The 19,195-nt window shown below is 71.5% G+C and carries 17 protein-coding genes and 1 riboswitch; of the genes, 12 read left to right on the forward strand and 5 right to left on the reverse strand.

Annotated elements, in window-relative coordinates:
- The first annotated feature begins 29 nt into the window (after positions 1 to 29).
- Entirely contained in the window at positions 30 to 845 is an 816-nt protein-coding gene (locus B9P64_RS07810; RefSeq protein ID WP_139826193.1) for a class I SAM-dependent methyltransferase, read from the forward strand.
- A gap of 24 nt (positions 846 to 869) precedes the next feature.
- Here the strand turns inward: B9P64_RS07810 and B9P64_RS25620 are convergent, their stop codons facing one another.
- Positions 870 to 1,976 carry an acyltransferase family protein gene (locus B9P64_RS25620; RefSeq protein ID WP_176256767.1) on the reverse strand — a complete coding sequence of 369 codons (1,107 nt, stop codon included), beginning with the start codon at positions 1,974 to 1,976 and terminating at the stop codon, positions 870 to 872.
- 252 nt (positions 1,977 to 2,228) lie between these two features.
- Here B9P64_RS25620 and B9P64_RS07820 point away from each other — a divergent pair, with 252 nt between their 5' ends.
- The 3 genes from B9P64_RS07820 to B9P64_RS07830 all read left to right on the forward strand — a co-directional run bounded on the left by B9P64_RS07820 (position 2,229) and on the right by B9P64_RS07830 (position 5,171).
- Positions 2,229 to 2,954, forward strand: a complete 726-nt coding sequence (locus B9P64_RS07820; RefSeq protein WP_085315667.1) for a response regulator — start codon at positions 2,229 to 2,231, stop codon at positions 2,952 to 2,954.
- Positions 2,951 to 4,210: an ATP-binding protein gene (locus B9P64_RS07825; RefSeq protein WP_235839924.1), complete on the forward strand. Its 1,260-nt coding sequence runs from the start codon at positions 2,951 to 2,953 to the stop codon at positions 4,208 to 4,210. Before B9P64_RS07820 ends, B9P64_RS07825 begins: the two co-directional genes overlap by 4 nt.
- Before the next feature lie 79 nt (positions 4,211 to 4,289).
- A complete protein-coding gene (locus B9P64_RS07830; RefSeq protein WP_085315668.1) occupies positions 4,290 to 5,171 on the forward strand; it encodes an EF-hand domain-containing protein in 882 nt (293 codons plus the stop codon).
- Positions 5,172 to 5,212: 41 nt separating this feature from the next.
- Positions 5,213 to 5,359, forward strand: a riboswitch (FMN riboswitch).
- On the opposite strand, the gene B9P64_RS25625 is transcribed toward B9P64_RS07830, so the two are convergent.
- Positions 5,333 to 5,488, reverse strand: a complete 156-nt coding sequence (locus B9P64_RS25625; RefSeq protein WP_176256768.1) for a hypothetical protein — start codon at positions 5,486 to 5,488, stop codon at positions 5,333 to 5,335. Its footprint overlaps the riboswitch before it by 27 nt.
- Here B9P64_RS25625 and ribB point away from each other — a divergent pair.
- Positions 5,487 to 6,161, forward strand: coding sequence for a 3,4-dihydroxy-2-butanone-4-phosphate synthase (gene ribB / locus B9P64_RS07835; RefSeq protein ID WP_085315669.1), 675 nt, complete (start codon positions 5,487 to 5,489; stop codon positions 6,159 to 6,161). The two genes, B9P64_RS25625 and ribB, sit on opposite strands and share 2 nt — an antisense overlap.
- A 15-nt stretch (positions 6,162 to 6,176) precedes the next feature.
- Here ribB and B9P64_RS07840 read toward each other — a convergent pair whose 3' ends face one another.
- Positions 6,177 to 6,962: a glycerophosphodiester phosphodiesterase family protein gene (locus B9P64_RS07840; RefSeq protein ID WP_085315670.1), complete on the reverse strand. Its 786-nt coding sequence runs from the start codon at positions 6,960 to 6,962 to the stop codon at positions 6,177 to 6,179.
- The gene (glpK, locus tag B9P64_RS07845) at positions 6,962 to 8,431 is read right to left on the reverse strand and encodes a glycerol kinase GlpK (protein WP_085315671.1); all 1,470 of its coding nucleotides are present in this window, start codon (positions 8,429 to 8,431) and stop codon (positions 6,962 to 6,964) included. Before glpK ends, B9P64_RS07840 begins: the two co-directional genes overlap by 1 nt.
- 242 nt (positions 8,432 to 8,673) lie before the next feature.
- Between glpK and alaS the strand changes: the two genes are divergently transcribed.
- The 4 genes from alaS (at position 8,674) to B9P64_RS07865 (ending at position 12,780) form a co-directional block, all read left to right on the forward strand.
- Entirely contained in the window at positions 8,674 to 11,301 is a 2,628-nt protein-coding gene (gene alaS / locus B9P64_RS07850) for an alanine--tRNA ligase (RefSeq protein ID WP_085315672.1), read from the forward strand.
- A 16-nt stretch (positions 11,302 to 11,317) separates the two neighbouring features.
- Positions 11,318 to 11,857 carry a GNAT family N-acetyltransferase gene (locus tag B9P64_RS07855; RefSeq protein ID WP_085315673.1) on the forward strand — a complete coding sequence of 180 codons (540 nt, stop codon included), beginning with the start codon at positions 11,318 to 11,320 and terminating at the stop codon, positions 11,855 to 11,857.
- Positions 11,854 to 12,414: an NUDIX domain-containing protein gene (locus B9P64_RS07860; protein ID WP_085315674.1), complete on the forward strand. Its 561-nt coding sequence runs from the start codon at positions 11,854 to 11,856 to the stop codon at positions 12,412 to 12,414. The genes B9P64_RS07855 and B9P64_RS07860 overlap by 4 nt, the downstream gene beginning before the upstream one ends.
- A gap of 96 nt (positions 12,415 to 12,510) precedes the next feature.
- On the forward strand, positions 12,511 to 12,780 hold the full coding sequence (locus B9P64_RS07865) for a sulfurtransferase TusA family protein (protein WP_085316008.1): 270 nt from the start codon (positions 12,511 to 12,513) through the stop codon (positions 12,778 to 12,780).
- Positions 12,781 to 12,822: 42 nt separating this feature from the next.
- On the opposite strand, the gene B9P64_RS07870 is transcribed toward B9P64_RS07865, so the two are convergent.
- Positions 12,823 to 14,217 carry an APC family permease gene (locus tag B9P64_RS07870; protein ID WP_085315675.1) on the reverse strand — a complete coding sequence of 465 codons (1,395 nt, stop codon included), beginning with the start codon at positions 14,215 to 14,217 and terminating at the stop codon, positions 12,823 to 12,825.
- Positions 14,218 to 14,389: 172 nt separating this feature from the next.
- On the opposite strand from B9P64_RS07870, the gene B9P64_RS07875 reads away from it, so the two are divergent.
- From B9P64_RS07875 to B9P64_RS07885, 3 genes are all read left to right on the forward strand, one after another.
- On the forward strand, positions 14,390 to 15,631 hold the full coding sequence (locus B9P64_RS07875; RefSeq protein ID WP_085315676.1) for an SAM-dependent methyltransferase: 1,242 nt from the start codon (positions 14,390 to 14,392) through the stop codon (positions 15,629 to 15,631).
- 127 nt (positions 15,632 to 15,758) lie between these two features.
- Positions 15,759 to 16,799: a zinc-dependent alcohol dehydrogenase family protein gene (locus B9P64_RS07880; protein ID WP_085316009.1), complete on the forward strand. Its 1,041-nt coding sequence runs from the start codon at positions 15,759 to 15,761 to the stop codon at positions 16,797 to 16,799.
- A gap of 119 nt (positions 16,800 to 16,918) precedes the next feature.
- The gene (locus tag B9P64_RS07885) at positions 16,919 to 19,039 is read left to right on the forward strand and encodes a hypothetical protein (RefSeq protein WP_085315677.1); all 2,121 of its coding nucleotides are present in this window, start codon (positions 16,919 to 16,921) and stop codon (positions 19,037 to 19,039) included.
- The last annotated feature ends 156 nt before the right edge of the window (positions 19,040 to 19,195 follow it).

The raw sequence follows: 19,195 nt of genomic DNA on the forward strand, positions 1-19,195 counted from the left end.
CGGCGCGCGCCCATCCGCACGAGCCCGCCATGACCCGCCGATCCCAGCCCTTCCGCCCGCAAGGCATCACCCTGTCCGAGGAGCGCGGCGTGCGCTTCCTGCACTTCGGCACCGAGTGGATCCAGGGCGCGATGCGCATCTCGCGGCCCTGGGAGATCGAGCTGGAATACGTGCGCCAGATGATGAGCTGGCTGCTGTTCCTCGATCCGGCGCGCGCCGGCTTCTCGGTGCTGCAACTGGGGCTCGGCGCGGCGGCGCTGACCAAGTTCTGCTGGGCGCGCTTTCCCTGCGCCGTCACGGCGGTGGAGCGCGATCCGGAGGTGATCGGCGTGGCGCGCAGCATGTTTGCGCTGCCGCCCGACGACGCCCGGCTCAGCGTGCTGGAAGACGGCGCGGCGGAGTTCGTCGCGCGCCAGGCCGAGCGCGCCGCCAGCCGCGCCGGTGCCCGCCACGACGTGGTGCAGATCGACCTGTACGACGCCCAGGCGCGCGGCCCGGTCGAGGATTCGGTCGCCTTCTACGCCGGCTGCCGCGCGCTGCTGAAGGACGCCGGCATCGTGGTGGTCAACTTGTTCGGCGAGCACGAGAGTTTTCCGCGCAACCGGCGCCGGCTGCTGGAGGTGTTCGACGGCCGCGTGCTCTGCCTGCCCGAGATCGACGCCGGCAATCGCGTGGCGCTGTGCTTCAGCGGGCCGGCCATCGACATTCCGCTGGCCGAGCTGCATGCGCGCGCCAAGGTGGTCGAGGCCGAGACCGGCCTGCGCGCGCGGCGCTGGGCCACCGGGCTGTGCGCCGCGCTCGACGAAGCCGGACGCGGTACGGCGGGCGGACGGTTTGCGGTCTGAGGCGGCCGCCGCGGCGGGCCGGGCTCAGGCCGGCCCGGCCGCCGAGGCGGTTGCGCTGGCGCCCGCCGCGCGGCCGCCGCTGGCGCTGCGCGGCGCCGGCAGCAGCCAGCGACCGAGCCAGCGCCAGCGTGCGGCCAGTGCCGCGATGCCGAGCGGCAGCGCCAGCCCAAGGGCCAGCGCCGCCAGCCCGCCGGCCACCGCCGGTACCGGGACCGCATGCCGCTTGAGCAGATAGATGAACACGCCCTGAAACGGCGCATGAAAGATCAGCACCGTGAGCGTGACGCCGCCAAGATGGGAGAAGGCGCGCGTGAGCGCCGGCACCCGCGCCAGCAGCGCCGAGGCGGCCAGCGCCAGATAAATCCCGCTCGCCACCTCGGCGCTGGCGATCCAGAACTGGCCGTAATGGCGCAGGTTGAGATCCAGGCTTTCGTCGAACAGCGCGTGCAGCGTGGCAAAGATGCCCAGCGCCGCCAGCGTCGGCAGCGGCCGGAAGCGGAAATCGAGCACCGGTCGCGCCGCCGCATGGCCGGCCAGGAAGAAGGCCGTGTTCAGCGCCAGCAGGTCGGCGCTGAACGGCAGGCCCACGACCGGCCGGCCGAACCAGGCGGCGGCCGGCGCCGCGATCAGCCCGCTCGGCCCGAGCAGCGCGACGCCCGCCGCCAGCAGCGCCGCCGCCAGACCGGCACTGGTGGCGACTTCGCCGGCGCGGGCAGCCAGCGCCCGCAGCGGCGCGCTGGCCAGCAGCAGCCGGCTCAGGCAGAACACCAGAAACAGATGCGGCAGAAACCACAGCGCGGCCCAGGTGCGCAGCGTCGGCCCGGTGGCCCAGGCCAGCGCCGCCAGCCCTTGCGGATCGAACTGCCGCGTCAGCGCCAGATTGGCCACCAGCACGGTCAGCGCCACCGCCAGATAAGGCTTGAGCAGCGCATCGGCCTTCTGCCGCACCAGCGCCGGCAGCGGCTGGCTCGGCCGGAAGAACACGCCGGCCAGGAACAGGAACAGCGGCACATGAAAGGAAAAGACGATGCGGAAGGCCTCGCTGCCGGGTGGCACCAGCAAGGGGTTGTGACCCAGCACCACCAGGACGATGCCCAGCCCCTTGGCGATGTCGATGATTGGATTGCGCACGTTGGAATGGGGAAATGGAGGAGGCCCCGAGTTTGCCGAGCCGATCGCGCGCGGTGCTGCGCGCCGGCCCCGGACCGTGACGCATGACCGCCCCGGGCTGGACAGATTCGGCCGGCTGCCGCGCCGGCGCCCGCGCAAAGCCCCGAACGCCGCGCGTTTACGGCCGCGTTTCGGCGCTTTGAAGCCCCGGGCAATGCCTAACCTGAGCCGCTGTTGCGGGCACTGCGCCCGCGTCCGTTCAGGAGAAACCGCATGCCGGCGCAGCCGACGATCCTCGTGGTGGATGACGATGCCGACCTGCGCGGTCTGGTCTGCGACTACCTCGCGCGCTACGGCCTGGCGCCGCGCCCGGCCGCCAGCGGCGCCGAGCTGCGCGCCGCCATCGCCGACGAGCGCCCGGCGCTGGTCGTGCTCGACCTGATGCTGCCCGGCGAGGACGGCCTGGCGCTGCTGCGCGAACTGCGCCAGCGCTCCGAGCTGCCGGTGATCCTGCTCACCGCGCGCAGCGAGCCGGCCGACCGCGTGCTCGGGCTGGAGATGGGCGCCGACGACTACCTCACCAAGCCGTTCGAGCCGCGCGAGCTGGTGGCGCGCATCCACACCGTGCTGCGGCGCAGCGGCGTCACGCCGCCGGCGGCCGACGAGGTGGTGCGCTTCGACGGCTGGACGCTGGCGCTCGACAGCCGCCGGCTCACCTCGCCCGACGGCACGGTGGTGCCGCTGTCGAATGCCGAGTTCCGGCTGCTCAACACCTTTCTGCGCCGGCCGCGCCGCATCTTCAGCCGCGAGCAGCTCAGCGATCTGGCGCGCGACCGTGCCGGCGACGGGTTCGACCGCAGCATCGATCTGCTGGTGTCGCGGCTGCGGCAGAAGCTGGCCGACGATCCGCGCGATCCGCGCCTCATCAAGACCGTGCGCGGCGAGGGCTATCTGTTCAACGCGATGGCCGCGCGCTGTGCGCCGGCGGTGCGGATGTGAGCGCCGTGCGGCCGGGCGCGGCACGCCAGCCGACGCCGGCGGCGCCGGTCGCGCGCCTGCTGCCTTGGCTCGGTGCGCGGCTGCCGTTGCCGCGCGGCCTGTTCGGCCGGCTGCTGGCCTTGCTGCTGGCGCTGCTGGCGGTCAGCCATGTGCTGGCGCTGACGCTGATGTTCGAGCTGATGCCGCCGCCGGGGCCGCCGCCCGACGCGTTTGCAGATCGGCCTCTGGCGCCGCATGCCGACGGGTCGGCATTCCCGCCGCCCGGTGCGCCTTTTGCCGGCCGTCCGCCGCCGCCGCCTGGCGATCGACCGCCGCCGCCGCACTTTCCGCCCGGGCTGCTGCTCGACATCGGCGTGCGCGCCGCCGCCGTGGCGCTCGGCGCCTGGATCGGCGCGCGCTGGCTCACCGCGCCGATCCGCCGGCTGGCGCAGGCGGCGGGCGAACTGGGCGCCGACCTGGACAGCGCGCCGCTGGCCGACGACACCGGCCCGGCCGAGGCGCGCGAGGCGGCGCGCGGCTTCAACGCCATGCAGGCGCGGCTGCGCGAGCAGCGCGACGAGCGGCGCCGCTTCGTCGCCGCCGTGTCGCACGACCTGCGCACGCCGCTCACCCGGCTGCGGCTGCGCAGCGAGGCGCTGGCCGACGCTGCCGAGCGCGAACGCTTCCGGCGCGACATCGCCGAGATGGACGCGATGATCGGCGCCACCCTCGACCATCTGCGCGGCGACGCCCGGCCCGAAGCCTTCGCGCCGCTCGATCTGGCGGCGCTGCTGGCCGCGCTGGCCGATGACGAGGCCGACTGCGGCCGGGCGGTGCGGCTGGCCGGCGCCGAGTCCGACGCTGCCGCCGTGGCGCGCGCCGCTGCCGACTCGTCCGCGCCGCGCTACCTCGTCCACGCCCAGCCGGTCGCGCTGCGCCGCTGCGTCGCCAATCTGGTCGAGAACGCGCTGCGCTACGGCGGCTGCGCCCGGCTCGGCCTGACGCGCGATGCCGCCGGCGCGGTGGTGGTGGAAGTGGCCGACGACGGCCCCGGCATCGCGCCCGAGCGCATCGAGGCGATGTTCGAGCCCTTCGTGCGCGGCGAGGCCTCGCGCAACCGCGGCACCGGTGGCGTGGGCCTGGGTCTGGCCATCGCGCGCGACATCGCCCGGCGCCACGGCGGCACGCTGCTGCTGCGCAACGCGCCGGCCGGCGGGCTGGTCGCCACGCTGGCGCTGCCGGCGCTTTGTATCGACGCCGGTACAAGCGGGCAATAGCCCCTGTACATCCGCCTTCGAAACTGACAACGCCCGACCTCGACCTGAAGCCGGGCCTCACCACCGAAGGGGAACAGCAATGAGCACGATCAGCGGGATCGGCGGCGCATCGGCCTGGGGCCGCATGGGCGGCACCGAGCAGGCCGGCGCCAGCCGGATGAAGCAGGCAATGTTCAAGAAGCTCGACGGCGATGGCGACGGCGGCATCAGCAAGTCGGAGATGCAGACGGCCATCGACAGCCTCACGTCGTCGTCGTCATCGTCGAGCGCCAGCGGCTCGACCGGATCGGCCACCTCGGTCGACGATCTGTTCAAGCGCGCCGACAGCGATGGCGACGGCAGCCTCAGCTCCGACGAACTGAGCGCCGACATGGACAGCCAGCGCCAGCAGGCGATGTCGAGCGCCAACTTTGCGCAGCTGCACAACATGACCGCCGGCGGCGGTGGCGGCATGGGCGGCGCCGGCGGTCCGCCGCCCGGACCGCCGCCGTCGGGCGGCCCCGGCGGCCCCGGCGGCGCGGGCGGGCAGGGCGGCCTGAGCGCGCTCGACAGCGACGAGGACGGCAGCATCAGCAAGAGCGAGTTCGGCCTGGACGACAGCAGCAGCACCGACAGCAGCACGAGCAGCAGCAGCACCTCGTCGGCCCAGCTGTCCAAGATCTTCGACGCCATCGACGGCGACGGCGACGGCAGCCTGAGCAGCGACGAGGTCACGAGCTTCGAGGACACGATGAAGTCGATGTTCGACAAGGCCGGCGGTGCCGGCGGCCCGCCGCCCAGGCCCGACGACGATGCCACCACCGGCAGCTCGACCAGTTCGACCAGCTCGACCAGCACCGCCAGCGACGACGGCTCCCGCATGTCGCAGATGCTGTCCGGCATGCTGGCCCAGTACCTCGGCATGGCGTCCGACAGCTACGGCAGCAGCCGCAGCGGCAGCACGCTCAGCCTCGCCGCCTGAACCCCGGGTTTACACTCGGCGCCGCCGGACAATCCTGTCCGGCTGGTCTTCAGGGCGGGGTGCAATTCCCCACCGGCGGTAGGTCGCTGCGGCGACGAGCCCGCGAGCGCCTGCCGTCCCCGGCAGGGTCAGCAGACCCGGTCGGATGCCGGGGCCGACGGTCACAGTCCGGATGAAAGAAGATGCGTCGTCGCGCGCCCGGCCGGGCGGGCGGCGCGTGCGGCCGCGTGCCGCGCGCGTCGCTCGTCGGGCCGGGCGCCGATGGCGTTCGCACCCTGAAATGTTTTTCGCCCCTTTTGCGAGAGCGTTTCAAGCATGAACGAGCAATCCCCCTCCGCCGGCAGCGTCGCTGCCGAACCCGCCGCGCTGCGCATGCAGCGGGCGCTGGCCGATCTGCGCGCCGGCCGTCCGGTCATCGTCTGCGACGACTTCGACCGCGAGAACGAAGCCGACCTGATCGTCGCCGCCGAGACCATGACGGTCGAGACGATGGCGCGCTTCATCCGCGATTGCAGCGGCATCGTCTGCCTCTGCCTGACCGACGAGCACGCCAGCCGGCTCGACCTGCCGCCGATGGTCGCGGCCAACGAGAGCCAGTACGGCACCGCCTTCACCGTGAGCATCGAGGCGCGCGCCGGCGTGACCACCGGCGTGTCGGCGGCCGACCGGCTGACGACGATCCGTGCGGCGATCGCGGCCGGCGCCACTGCCGGCGATCTGGCGCGGCCGGGCCATGTGTTTCCGCTGCGCGCGCGGCCGGGCGGCGTGCTGGAACGGCGCGGCCACACCGAAAGCGCGGTCGACCTCGCGCGGTTGGCCGGGCTGACGCCGGCCGGCGTGCTCTGCGAGCTGATGAACGACGACGGCACGATGACCCGTGGCGCCCAGCTCGACGATTACGCGCGCCGGCATGGCTTCACCATGATTTCGGTGGCGGAAATCGTGGAATGGCGGCTGGCGCAGGAGGGCGCGCCGCGCGTGGCGGCCTGAGCGGCGCAGGCCGGCTCAGCCGCGGATCAGGTCGGGCCTATCGGTGCAGACGGCCACGCCGGCCGCCAGCAGCCGCGCCGCTTCGGCCGCATCGTTGACGGTCCAGGCCATCAGCCCCACGCGCGGCAGCCGGCCGGCGGCCATGCCGGCATGCAGCGCCGCCAGCGCCTCGGGCGTGAAGGCCGAGCGATTGGCATGCAGCGTGGCGGCGTCGAGCGCGGCCACGCGCGCCGGCCAGTCGGGCGCGAGCGCATCGACCAGCAGCCCGCGCGCAATCCCCGGCGCAATCCGGCGCGCGGCGGCGAGCGCGGCGTCGGAAAACGAGCTGAACAGCAGCGGCGCAGGCGCGCCGGTCAGCGCTAGCCAGTCGAGCGCCGCATGCGCGACCGCTGCGCCGGTGGCTTCGGCCAGGTCGGCGCGGGCTGGCTTGATTTCCACGTTCATCCACAGCCCCAGCTCGCCGCAGAGCGCGAGCGCGGCGGCGAAGGTGGGCACCGTCTCGCCGGCAAAGCGCGGGTCGAACCAGCTGCCGGCGTCGAGCGCGAGCAGCTCGTGCGCCGGGCTGTCGGCCACGCCGGCGCCGTCGGCGCGCGCGTCCACGGTGCGGCCACGGTCGGCGTCGTGCATCAGCAGCGGCAGGCCGTCGCGGCTCAGCATCACGTCGAATTCCACGCCGCGCGCGCCGGCCGCATGACCGGCGCGCAGCGCGGCGAGCGTGTTCTCGGGCGCGAGGCTGCCGCCGCCGCGATGCGCGATCACGCGCGGGCCGGGCCAGCCGGCAAGGCTCGGGGCGGCGCGCATCAGGCCCAGTCGCAGACCCGGCCGACCGCCTTGCGCCAGTGCGCCAGCCGCTCGGCCGCCTCGTCGCGGCCGATGGTGGGCTCGAACAGCGTCGAATCGAGATCGCGGTCCTCGGCGTGCTGATAGGTGCCGGTGGTGTGCGCCGCGATCGCCGCCGCGCCGAAGGCCGTGGCCTCGATGTTGGCCGGCCGGCGCACCGGCACGCCGAGCAGGTCGGCCTGCATCTGCATCAGCAGATCGTTGGCCGAGCCGCCGCCGTCGACGCTGAGTTCGGTCAGCTTCATGCCCGAGTCGGCCTGCATCGCCAGCAGCACCTCGGCCGATTGCAGCGCAATGCTCTCCAGCGCCGCGCGCGCGATGTGGGCCCGGCTGGTGCCGCGCGTGATGCCCAGGATGCCGGCGCGCGCGGTCGGGTCCCAGACCGGCGAGCCGAGCCCGTTGAAGGCCGGCACCAGCACCACGCCGCCGCTGTCGGGCACGCTGGCTGCAAGCGGCTCGATGTCGGCGGTGCGGGTGAACAGCCGCACTTCGTCGCGCAGCCATTGCACGACCGAGCCGGCGTCGAACACCGCGCCCTCGAGCGCGAATTCCTTCAGCCGCGAGATCTGCGCTGCACGGGTGGTGAGCAGGCCGTGACTGCTCACGACTGCCTCGTCGCCGGTATGCAGCAGCGCGAAGCAGCCGGTGCCGTAGGTGTTCTTGGCCTGGCCCGGCGCCATGCAGCCGTGGCCGAACAGCGCCGCCTGCTGGTCGCCGGCCACGCCCATGATCGAGACCGGCGCGCCGAAGGCAGCGCAGTCGCCGAAATAGCTGGCCGAAGGCTTGACCGTCGGCAGCAGCGCCCGCGGGATGTTGAAGGCGGTGCACAGCTCCTCGTCCCACACGCCGCGCCGGATGTCGAACAGCAGCGTGCGCGAGGCGTTGGTCACATCGGTGGCATGCACTGCGCCGCCGGTGAGCTTCCAGATCAGCCAGCTGTCGACGGTGCCGAAGGCCAGCTCGCCGGCCTCGGCCAGCTGGCGCGCGCCGGGCAGATGGTCGAGCAGCCAGGCGATCTTGCCGGCGGCGAAATAGGGATCGATGACCAGCCCGGTGCGGCTGCGCACCAGCGGCGCGAGGCCTTCCTCGATGCGGTCCTGGCACCAGCCGGCGGTGCGGCGGTCCTGCCAGCTGATGGCCGGGCCGATCGGCGCGCCGCTGCGCCGGCTCCAGACCAGCGTGGTCTCGCGCTGGTTGGTGATGGCGATGCCGCTCAGCTCGAGCGCGCCGACGCCGGCGGCCAGCAGCGCATCGCGCGCGGCCTCGAATTGCGTCGTCCACAGATCGGCCGGGTCGTGCTCGACCCAGCCCGGCTTGGGGAAATGCACCGGCAGCGGTTTCTGGATCACTGGCGTGTGCTGGCCGTCGGTATCGAAGACGGCCGCGCGCGACGAGCTGGAACCCTGGTCGAGCGCGAGAAAGCGGGCCATGGAGGTCTCCGTTGTCAGGTGTTGCGAACGGCGCGCGAAGGGCTCGCGGAGCCCGGCGCCAATGGCTTTCTTACGGCGCGGGAAGGGCCGGATTGAGTTCGTATAATCGCCGGCTGCCCGAAACATTCCTTTACGGGGAATGCGGCGTTCAGTGCGGTGTCTGTCCAAAGCGGACAGCCGGCTGGCGCCAGCACCCCGCAAGCACGACATCCCGACACCAGTCCGAGCACGAAAGCCCGCAGATGAAAGCCGCCGAGATACGCGAAAAGTTCCTGAAGTTCTTCGAGTCGAAGGGCCACACCATCGTCCGCTCGTCGAGCCTCGTGCCGGGCAACGACCCCACGCTGCTGTTCACCAACAGCGGCATGGTGCAGTTCAAGGACGTGTTCCTCGGCACCGAAAAGCGCCCCTATGTGCGCGCCGCGTCGGTGCAGCGCTGCCTGCGCGCCGGCGGCAAGCACAACGACCTCGAGAACGTGGGCTACACCGCGCGCCACCACACCTTCTTTGAAATGCTCGGCAACTGGTCGTTCGGCGACTACTTCAAGCACGACGCGATCGTCTGGGCCTGGGAGCTGCTGACCAAGGAATTCGGGCTGCCGGCCGACAAGCTCTGGGCCACGGTCTACCAGACCGACGATGAAGCCTTCGACATCTGGACCAAGGTCATCGGCCTGCCGGCCGAGCGCGTGGTGCGCATCGGCGACAACAAGGGCGCGCCTTACGCGTCGGACAACTTCTGGCAGATGGCCGACACCGGCCCCTGCGGTCCGTGCTCGGAAATCTTCTACGACCACGGTCCCGATGTGTGGGGCGGCCCGCCCGGATCGCCCGAGCAGGACGGCGACCGCTACATCGAGATCTGGAACAACGTGTTCATGCAGTTCGACCGCCAGATCGACCCGGCGACCGGCGAATACACGATGACGCCGCTGCCCGCGCCCTGCGTCGACACCGGCATGGGCCTGGAGCGCGTGGCCGCCGTGCTGCAGCACGTTCACAGCAACTACCAGATCGACCTGTTCCAGCGTCTGGTGGGCGCCGCCGCGCGCGAGACCGGCTGCCAGGACCTGGCCAACAACTCGCTCAAGGTGATTGCCGACCACATCCGCGCGACCAGCTTCCTCATCGTCGATGGCGTGACGCCGGGCAATGAAGGCCGCGGCTATGTGCTGCGCCGGATCATTCGGCGCGCGCTGCGCCACGGCTATCAGCTGGGCCAGAAGCAGCCGTTCTTCTACAAGCTGGTGGCCGATCTGGTCGCCGAGATGGGCGCCGCCTATCCCGAAATCGTGCCCGAGCAGGCGCGCATCGAGCAGGTGCTGCGCAACGAGGAAGAGCGCTTCGGCGAGACGCTGGAGCACGGCATGAAGATCCTGGAAGTGGCGCTGCAGAAGGACGGCAGCGTCATCGACGGCGAGACCGTGTTCACGCTCTACGACACCTACGGCTTCCCGGTCGACCTGACGGCCGACATCGCGCGCGAGCGCAACAAGACCGTGGACCAGGACGGCTTTGAAGTGGCCATGAACCGCCAGCGCGAAACCGCGCGCGCGGCCGGCAAGTTCAAGGTCGCGCAGGGCTCGCTCGACTACTCGGGTGGCAAGACGATGTTCGTGGGCTATGAGGCGCTGAGCGCCGAGGCCACGGTCGTGGCGCTGTTCGCCGATGGCGCGAGCGTGGACGCCATCGCGCCGGGGCAGGACGCCATCGTCGTGCTCGACAGCACTCCGTTCTATGCCGAGTCGGGCGGCCAGCATGGCGATACCGGCCGGCTGGTCGCGGCCGGTGGCACGTTCGCCGTGGCCGACACGCAGAAGATCCAGCCCGACGTGTTCGGCCATCACGGCCAGCTCGACAGCGGCACGCTCAAGGTCGGCGACAAGCTGCATGCCGACGTGGACGGCGAGCGGCGCGAGCGCACCAAGCGCAACCACTCGGCCACCCACCTGATGCACAAGGCGCTGCGCGAAGTGCTGGGCACGCATGTGCAGCAGCGTGGCTCGTTGGTCGATGCCGACAAGACGCGCTTCGACTTCAGCCATCACCAGGCGCTGACCGACGACGAGATCCGTCGCGTCGAGGCCATCGTGAATCACGAGGTGCTGACCAACGCCGCGACCGACGCCACCGTCATGAAGTACGACGACGCGATCAAGACCGGCGCGATGGCGCTGTTCGGCGAGAAGTACGGCGACGAGGTGCGCGTGCTGAGCATCGGCAGCACGGTCGAGTTCTGCGGCGGCACGCATGTGGGCCGCACCGGCGACATCGGGCTGTTCAAGATCGTCAGCGAAGGCGGCGTCGCGGCCGGCATCCGTCGCATCGAGGCCGTGACCGGCGACAATGCCGTGGCCTATGTGCAGAAGCAGGCGGCGCAGATCGTCGAAGCCGCGCGCGCGCTCAAGGCCCAGCCCGAGGAAGTGACGGCCAAGGTCGGCCAGATGCTCGACAACGTGCGGGCGCTGGAAAAGGAAATCGCCCGCCTCAAGAGCAAGCTGGCGTCGAGCCAGGGCGATGACCTCGCCGCGCAGGCGGTCGACATCAAGGGCATCAAGGTGCTCGCGGCCACGCTCGACGGCGCCGACGTGAAGACGCTGCGCGAGACGATGGACAAGCTGAAGGACAAGCTCAAGACGGCGGCCATCGTGCTGGCGGCAGTGGAGGGCGGCAAGGTGAGTCTGGTGGCCGGCGTGACCGCCGATGCCATCGGCCGCATCAAGGCCGGCGAGCTGGTCAACTTTGTCGCGCAGCAGGTCGGCGGCAAGGGCGGCGGCAAGCCCGAGTCGGCCCAGGCCGGCGGCACCGATCCGGCCGGTCTGCCGGCGGCGCTGGCCAGCGTGACCGGCTGGGCCGAAGGCAAGCTGTAAGCGGCGGGCCCGGGCGATGACCGATCCCGTCATTCGCCGCGCCACGCTGGCCGATGCGCCCGGCGTGGCCGCCTGCATGGGCGGCGCCGAGAGCTTTCCGATGACGCTCCAGCAGCCGCATGTGGATGTGGCGCTGTGGCAGGAGCGGCTGGCCAAGCCGCTGCCCGGCTCGACGCCGCTGGTGGCGGAGCTGGGCGGTGAGGTGGTCGGCATGCTCAACCTGTTCAAGGTCGATGGCGGCAATCCGCGCCGCGCGCATGTGCTGAGCCTGGGCATGGCGGTGCGCGACGACCGGCACGGGCGTGGCATCGGCACGGCGCTGCTGCGCGCCGCGCTCGAAGTGGCCGACGACTGGCTGGCTGCTCTGCGCATCGAGCTGACCGTGTTTGCCGACAATGCTCCGGCCATCGCGCTGTACCAGCGCCACGGTTTCGAGGTGGAAGGCCGGATGCGCGCGCATGCGCTGCGCGGCGGTGCCTACGTCGATTCGCTGCTGATGGCGCGGCTGCATCCGCGGCCGCCACGCCTGCCCTTGCCGCAAGAGACCACGCCATGACCGATTCACTGCCGCCGCTGCCCGCTGCGCCCGTCTGGCGCTTCTGCCCGCGCTGCGGCGGCGAGCTGGCGCCGCGCGATCACGGCGCCGGCGAGCGCCAGACCTGCTTCGCGCATGAATGCGGCTTCGTGCACTGGAACAACCCCATCCCCGTGGTCGCGGCGGTGGTCGAGTTGAACGGCCGCGTGCTGCTGGCACGCAATGCCGCCTGGGCCGAAGGCGCCTGGGGCCTCATCACCGGCTTTCTGGAGCCGGTCGAGGATCCGCTCGAAGGCGTGCTGCGCGAGGTGGCAGAGGAGACCGGGCTCACCGGCCGGGTCGAGAAGCTGCTGGGCGTCTGGCCGTTCCAGCGCAAGAACGAGCTGCTGATCGCCTATCACGTCGTGGCCGAGGGCGAGGTGAAGCTCAGCGAGGAGCTGGTCGATTACCGCCTCGTCGAGCCGGCGCGGCTGCGGCCCTGGCCGGCCGGCACCGGCCACGCGCTGGCGCTGTGGATGCGCGAGCGCGGTCATGAGCCGGTCTATCTCGAACGGTTTGGCGAGGACCCGGGCTACTGAGGCCGGCGGTCGGCGCCGCCGCTGCGTTTAGCATTGGCCCATTCCCGACCGCGCCGCCCGGCCATGTACCGGCCGGCCTTCCTCCAGGAAACCGCCATGACCGAATCCGCCCAGCCCCTGCCGCCCGTCGCCCGCGAAGTCGATGCGCGCGGCCTGATGTGCCCGCTGCCGATCCTGCGCGCCAAGAAGGCGCTGACCGATCTGCAATCGGGCGAGGTGCTCAAGGTGATTGCCACCGACGCCAGCTCGGTGCGCGACTTTCAGGCGTTTGCCAAGCAGACCGGCAATGCGCTGATCGCCCAGATCGAGACGCCGGCGGCGGGCGATGTGCCGGCCGAATGGGCGCATCTGCTCCGGCGGCGGTAAGCGGCGCGCTGGTGCGCCTTGCGGCCGACCGCGCGGCGGCTGTCAGCGCCGCCGCAGCATCCACGCGCGCAGCAGCAGGCCCGCGAGCACCACGCCCACGCCGGCCAGCGCGCCGGCCTTCACATAGGCCAGGCTCGCCCACAGCACATAGCCGCTCGCGGCCGCGAACAGCAGCGGCAGCCAGGGATAGCCGGGCACGCGAAACGGCCGTGCCGCCTGCGGCAGCCGGCGCCGCAACCTCGGCAGCGCCAGCCCGCTCAGCACCAGAAAGCCCCAGTACACCGGCGACAGGTAGTCGACCATCGTCTCGAAGCCGGCGCGCGTGAGACTGCCGAGCGCCACCAGCAGCAGCGCGACCGCGCCGATGGCCAGCACCGACGCCTGCGGCACGGCGCGCGATGGATGCCATTCGCCCAGATGCGCCGGATCGCCGCTGTCGCGCGCGGCGGCATAGGTGGTGCGCGCGCCGGCGATCAGGATGGCGTTCATCACCGTCAGCGAGGCCAGCGCCACGATGCCGACGATGGCGATCTCGCCCGGCCGGCCGAAGGCGACGCGCATGGTGTCCGCCGCCGGCGCGCTGCTGCGCGCAAGCCCGTCGAGCCCGAGCACGCGCCAGTAGGCCCAGACCGTGGCGAGGTAGAGCGCCGTCACCGCGCCCATGCCGAGCAGCAGCGCGCGCAGCATGCCGCGGCGCGGATCGCGCATCTCGGCCGACAGCGTGGCCGCGTCGCTCCAGCCGCCGTAGGCGAGGAAGACGAAGACCAGCGCGGTGCCGAGGCTGGGCGGATCGGCCGGCTCGGCGCCAGCGGCTGGGCTGGCGGATGCGGCGCCGGCGAGCGCGTCGCCAATGCCGATGGCGCCAATGCCGCCGCCAGGGCCGGCCGAGCCGCCGGTCCACGCCACCCAGACCCCGGCCGCGATCACGCAGCCCAGCCCCGCCAGCACCAGCAGCGCCAGCCCGAGCTGGGTGCCGATCCCGACCCGCAGCCCGCGCAGATTGGCCAGCACCAGCAGCCCGATCGCGCCGGCCGCGAACAGCGCGCTGGTCCACGGCGCGAGGCCGGGCGGCGGCGCCAGCAGCGCATTGGCGTAATCGCCGAGCACGAAGGCCAGCAGCGCCATCGACCCGGTGTGGATCACCGCGAACCGCGACCACGCAAACGCAAAGCCCGCGCGCCGCCCCCAGGCCAGCCGCAGAAACCAGTAATCGCCGCCCGGATCGGGGAAGGCCGCCGCCAGCTCGGCGAAGCACAGCGCGCCGATCAGCGATACCAGCCCGCCGACGGCCCACAGCGCAAACAGCTCGCCGGCCGAGCCGACATTGGCCGCCACCAGCGGCGCGGTCTTGAAGATGCCGGCGCCGATCACCATGCCCACGCAGACCGAGGCTGCGTGCGCGACACCAAGCTGGCGCAGGGGAGGAGAGGGATTCATGCCGGCGAGAGTAGGCGAGCGGGCCGCAGGCCGGAATGGAAAGCCCGCTGAAACCCCCGCGCCGTCCGAATTCCATGCCTAGGCAACCAATCGCAACCGCGAGTCCCCACACCGCGCGGGGAGGCTTATTCCGTCCCATACCGCAACGCGTCATCCGCCCTGGGAGGCCCGCATGTTCTGGGAAAGCCGGCTCGAAAACTTCGTCGCCCGTCTGCGCTCGAACGGGCCGATCCCGCTCGAACTGCGGCTGTGGAACGGTCGCCGCTACGACCTTGCCGCGCCCTGCGGCGGCCCACCGCTCGCGAGCGTGGTCGTGCCGTCGCCGCGCAGTCTCGGCTATCTGCTGTCGCCGTCGCTGTCGAACCTGGGGCGCGCCTATGTGGAGGGCGCCATCGAGGTGGAAGGGCGGCTCGCCGACGTGATCGAAGCCTGCTGGAAGCTCGCCACCACCGCCGTCGAGCCCGAGGGCAGGCTCGGCCGCATGCTCAGGCAGTGGCGCCACACGCGCGATACCGACCGGCGCGCCATTGCCTACCACTACGACGTCAGCAACGACTTCTACCGGCTCTGGCTCGATGAGCGGATGGTCTATTCCTGCGCCTACTTCGAGCGCGGCGACGAGGACCTGGCGACGGCCCAGCGCAAGAAGCTCGACCACATCCTGACCAAGCTGCGCGTCGGTACCGGCGACCGGCTGCTCGACATCGGCTGCGGCTGGGGCGCGCTGGTCATCCACGCGGCGCGGCACTACGGCGCGCGCTGCCACGGCATCACGCTGAGCGAAGAGCAATACGCGCTCGCCACCGAGCGCGTGCGCGCCGCCGGGCTGGCCGACCGCGTGAGCATCGAGCTGCGCGACTACCGCGACCTGCTGCCCGACTACGCCGGCCACTTCGACCGGATTTCGAGCGTCGGCATGTTCGAGCATGTGGGCCGGCAGCATCTGAAGGACTACTTCGCCATCATCCACGGGCTGCTCAGGGACGGCGGACTGGTGCTCAACCACGGCATCACCAGCACCGACCCCGACGACGGCGAAACGCCCTACGGCGGCGGCGAGTTCATCCACGACTACGTGTTTCCGCAGGGCGAGCTGGTGCATATCGGCACGGTGCTGCAGGAAATGCAGCGCGGCGGACTGGAGCCGCACGACATCGAAAGCCTGCGCCGCCACTACGCGCTCACGCTCGATCGCTGGGCCGCCAATTTCGAGGCGCATGCCGACGAGGCGCGGCGGCTGGCCGGCGACCGACGCTTCCGCATCTGGCGCGTGTATCTGGCCGGCAGCGCCAAGGCCTTCCGCGAGGACTGGATCAGCGTGTTCCAGGTGCTCGGCTGCAAGGCCGGCGGCGGCGCAATGAATCCGCTGCCGATGTCGCGCGGCTGGCAGTACGGCCAGCGGACCGGCGACTGAATCCGCGCGCGCCGCTTGCGCCACCTGAAGGCGGCGCGGCGCCGGCTGGGCCACACTCGACCGCAACGCCTTCATTGCGAGCCACCCGATGCCGACCGCCCCCGACCTGCCCGCGCACTGGCGCGCCATGACCCTGGCAGAACCCGGCCGCCCCTTGCAGGCGGTCTGGCGCGACGGCTTGCCCGAGCCCGGCGCCGGCCAAGTGCTGATCCGCGTCTGCGCCTGCGGCGTCTGCCGCACCGACCTGCACATCGTCGATGGCGAACTCGCGGCCGAGCCGCATCCGGTGGTGCCGGGGCACGAGATCGTCGGGCGGGTGGTCAAGCTCGGCGCTGGCGTGACAGGGCCGCTCGCCGTCGGCGACCGGGTCGGCGTGCCCTGGCTCGGCTGGACCTGCGGCGTCTGCGAGCACTGCCGCGCCGGCCGCGAAAACCTCTGCGATCAGGCCCGCTTCACCGGCTGGCAGATCGCCGGCGGCTATGCCGATTACGCCGTCGCCGACGCGCGCTACGTGTTCGCGCTGCCCGCCGGCTACAGCGATGCCGAGGCCGCGCCGCTGCTCTGCGCCGGGCTCATCGGCTGGCGCGCGCTTGCGATGGCCGGCGATGCAAAGCGGCTCGGCATCTACGGTTTCGGCGCGGCGGCGCATCTGGTGGCGCAGGTCGCGCGCCATCAGGGCCGCGAGGTCTATGCCTTCACCCGGCCCGGCGACACGGTGGCGCAGGACTTCGCGCGCTCGCTCGGCGCGGTGTGGGCCGGCGGCTCGGACGAGTTGCCGCCACCGGCCGATCCGGCCGCCGCCAGCCTGCCGCCGGGCTGGGTCTCGTCGCTCGGCGGGCACGTCGAGCTGGATGCGGCGCTGCTGTTCGCACCGGTCGGCGCGCTGGTGCCGGCGGCACTCAAGGCGGTGCGGAAGGGCGGCACCGTGGTTTGCGCCGGCATCCACATGAGCGACATCCCGTCGTTTCCCTACGGCTGGCTCTGGGGTGAACGCAGCATCGTCTCGGTCGCCAATCTCACGCGGCGCGATGGCGACGACTTTCTGCGCTTTGCCGGCGACCATCGGCTGGAGGTGAGCGCCACGCCCTATCCGTTGGAGCGCGCCAACGAGGCGCTCGACGACTTGCGCGCCGGGCGGATCAGCGGCGCGGGCGTGTTGATTCCCTGAGCCGGCACGACCCGGACGCGCGCTTCCGCGCCCGCAGGCGGCCGATGGGCGGTCGCTGACGCGGAGCTGTCATCGACGGTGTCCACCCTCCGCCGGTTTTCAGCCACCGGACTCCGCCCATGCCCCGCCAATCGGCCCACGCCGCCCGCACCACCGCCACGCTGCTCCGCCCGATCCCGCTTGCGCTCGCCACGCTGTTTCTCGTGGCCGGTTGCGGCAGCGACAACCACGACGACGGCCCGACCACCGCTGGCGTGGTCGTCGGCAGCTACTTCCAGAACGCGCTGGTCTGCATCGACGCCAACGGCAACGCCGCCTGCGACAGCGGCGAGACCAGCGCGCGCAGCGACAGCGCCGGCAAGTTCAGCCTGAAGGGCAGCGGCGCCGTGGTGGCCGAGATCGGCACCGACGCGCGCGAGCTCGACCCCGCCACATCGGCCGCCAGCGCCGTCACCGCCAAGCTGGTGCTGCGCGCGCCGAAGGAAGCGCCGGGCGTGGTCAGCCTGCACTCGACCTCGGTCGTGGCCGAGATGGAGAACAACGCGCTCTCCTATGCCGATGCGCTCGCCAAGGTGGCGATTGCGGTCGGCGTGTCCAGGGCCCAGCTGCTGGCCGACTTCAACCTCGAAACCGATGCCGTCGCCAAGGCCGCGCTCAAGAGCGCGTCGGACGACGGCCTCAAGCGCATCGCCAGCGCGCTGGCCGACAATCCGGCCGACCGCCGCGCCGCGCTGGCGCCGGCCACGCTGGTCGACCGCTGGTATCAGACCAAGGCGCCCTACCGGCCGCAGCAGGACGCCGCCAGCTACGAGGCCGCGCCGGCGGGCTATTCGCCGGTCTTCACTCAGCTGGTCGCGCGCCACGGCTCGCGCGGCCTGTCCAGCCTCAAGTACGACGCCGCCGTCTACAACATGTGGAAGCAGGCCGAGGCCGACGGCGCGCTCACCGCGCTCGGCGCAAAACTCGGCCCCGACGTGCTCAAGCTGATGAAGGCCAATTTCCTGCTCGGCTATGGGGTGAGCGGCATCAGCACGCCGGGCTATGGCAACGAGACCCAGGTCGGCATCGATGAGCACACCCAGCTCGCCGCCCGCCTGCTCGCGCGCCTGCCCGGCTACTGGAGCGCGGTGGCCAAGGACGGCACGCGCAAGATCGTGACCGTCACCTCGGGCGTGGACCGGGCGGTGGACAGCGGCAATTTCTTCGTGACCTCGCTCAAGACGCGCCAGCCGGCGCTGGCCTCGCTCATCAGCTACCCGCCGGCACCCGCGCCGTATCCGGACAACGGCAAGCCCGTGGTCCAGCCCGACGGCACCAACCGCTTCCTGTTGTACTTCCACAAGCTCGGCAAGAGCACGGATCTGGTGACCAACACCGCCGACGCCTACTACCCGACCTGGCAGGACAGCCTCGCCTATCAGGCCTACAAGAGCGGCGACACCGATCTGGCCACGACGCAATCGGCGCTGATGGGCACCAGCGCCGCAAAGGCCGCCGGCCGCGCCGTGCTGGAGCGCCTGTTCACCTCGGCCTTCATCGACAAGATCGAGAACGGCAGCTACCGCTTCGCCAACACCGGCAGCTGGACCTATGCCAGCGACGACGGCAAGTTCACCAGCACGCTCAGCGGCGACGGCAAGACCGCCATCACCTCGGCCGCGACCGCCGGCTCGCTGCTGTATGAGCTGTACGTGATCGCCCCGGCCATGAAGAAGGAAGCCGGCGTCGATTTCACGCCCTACCTGCCGATCGCCCAGGCCAAGGCCTATGCCGAGCTGAACGACGGCTCGGACTTCTACGACAAGGGCCCGGGCTTTGCCGAGAAGGGCGACATCACCAGCAAGATGGCCCAGGTGCTGGTGGACGACCTGTTCAACGAGGTCGATGCCATCGCCAGGGGCGACCTGAGCCATGCCGCCAAGCTGCGCTTTGCGCACGCCGAAATCATGCTGCCGTTCGCCACCCGCATCGGCCTCAAGACGGCGGTGCAGCCGCAGCCGGTCGCCACGCCGTTCAGCTATGCGGCCAATCCGTGGCGCGGTGAAACCCTGTCGCGCATGGCCGCCAACATGCAGTGGGACGTGTACCGCAATGCCGCCGGCAGCCTGATCGTCAAGATGTTCTACGACGAGAAGGAAACCGACTTCAAGGCCGCCTGCGACGGCGCCAAGCTGGCCGGCACGACGCATTTCTATGACTACAGCAAGCTCGTGAGCTGCTACGGGCACGTTGCCAAGTAGGTGGTGCAGGCCGGCCGCGCCCAGGGCGGCGCGCGCCGGCCGATTGGCGGTTGCGAATTGTCGGTAGCAGAATTCGCCCGAAATAATTGAATGAGAAAAAATCACACATGAAATGAGGCGGAAAGTCTCGGCTCCCTAGACTCGGGTCGTCATTCA

The organism is Derxia lacustris, assembly GCF_002105195.1.
Taxonomy (GTDB): Bacteria; Pseudomonadota; Gammaproteobacteria; order Burkholderiales; family Burkholderiaceae_E; genus Derxia; species Derxia lacustris.

Coding starts and splice junctions, on each gene's coding strand:
- B9P64_RS07810 (WP_139826193.1), top strand. CDS start 30: ATGACCCGCCGATCCCAGCCCTTCCGCCCGCAAGGCATCACCCTGTCC.
- B9P64_RS07820 (WP_085315667.1), top strand. CDS start 2,229: ATGCCGGCGCAGCCGACGATCCTCGTGGTGGATGACGATGCCGACCTG.
- B9P64_RS07830 (WP_085315668.1), top strand. CDS start 4,290: ATGAGCACGATCAGCGGGATCGGCGGCGCATCGGCCTGGGGCCGCATG.
- ribB (WP_085315669.1), top strand. CDS start 5,487: ATGAACGAGCAATCCCCCTCCGCCGGCAGCGTCGCTGCCGAACCCGCC.
- B9P64_RS25625 (WP_176256768.1), bottom strand. CDS start 5,488: ATGCTTGAAACGCTCTCGCAAAAGGGGCGAAAAACATTTCAGGGTGCG.
- B9P64_RS07840 (WP_085315670.1), bottom strand. CDS start 6,962: ATGCGCGCCGCCCCGAGCCTTGCCGGCTGGCCCGGCCCGCGCGTGATC.
- glpK (WP_085315671.1), bottom strand. CDS start 8,431: ATGGCCCGCTTTCTCGCGCTCGACCAGGGTTCCAGCTCGTCGCGCGCG.
- alaS (WP_085315672.1), top strand. CDS start 8,674: ATGAAAGCCGCCGAGATACGCGAAAAGTTCCTGAAGTTCTTCGAGTCG.
- B9P64_RS07855 (WP_085315673.1), top strand. CDS start 11,318: ATGACCGATCCCGTCATTCGCCGCGCCACGCTGGCCGATGCGCCCGGC.
- B9P64_RS07860 (WP_085315674.1), top strand. CDS start 11,854: ATGACCGATTCACTGCCGCCGCTGCCCGCTGCGCCCGTCTGGCGCTTC.
- B9P64_RS07865 (WP_085316008.1), top strand. CDS start 12,511: ATGACCGAATCCGCCCAGCCCCTGCCGCCCGTCGCCCGCGAAGTCGAT.
- B9P64_RS07870 (WP_085315675.1), bottom strand. CDS start 14,217: ATGAATCCCTCTCCTCCCCTGCGCCAGCTTGGTGTCGCGCACGCAGCC.
- B9P64_RS07875 (WP_085315676.1), top strand. CDS start 14,390: ATGTTCTGGGAAAGCCGGCTCGAAAACTTCGTCGCCCGTCTGCGCTCG.
- B9P64_RS07880 (WP_085316009.1), top strand. CDS start 15,759: ATGACCCTGGCAGAACCCGGCCGCCCCTTGCAGGCGGTCTGGCGCGAC.
- B9P64_RS07885 (WP_085315677.1), top strand. CDS start 16,919: ATGCCCCGCCAATCGGCCCACGCCGCCCGCACCACCGCCACGCTGCTC.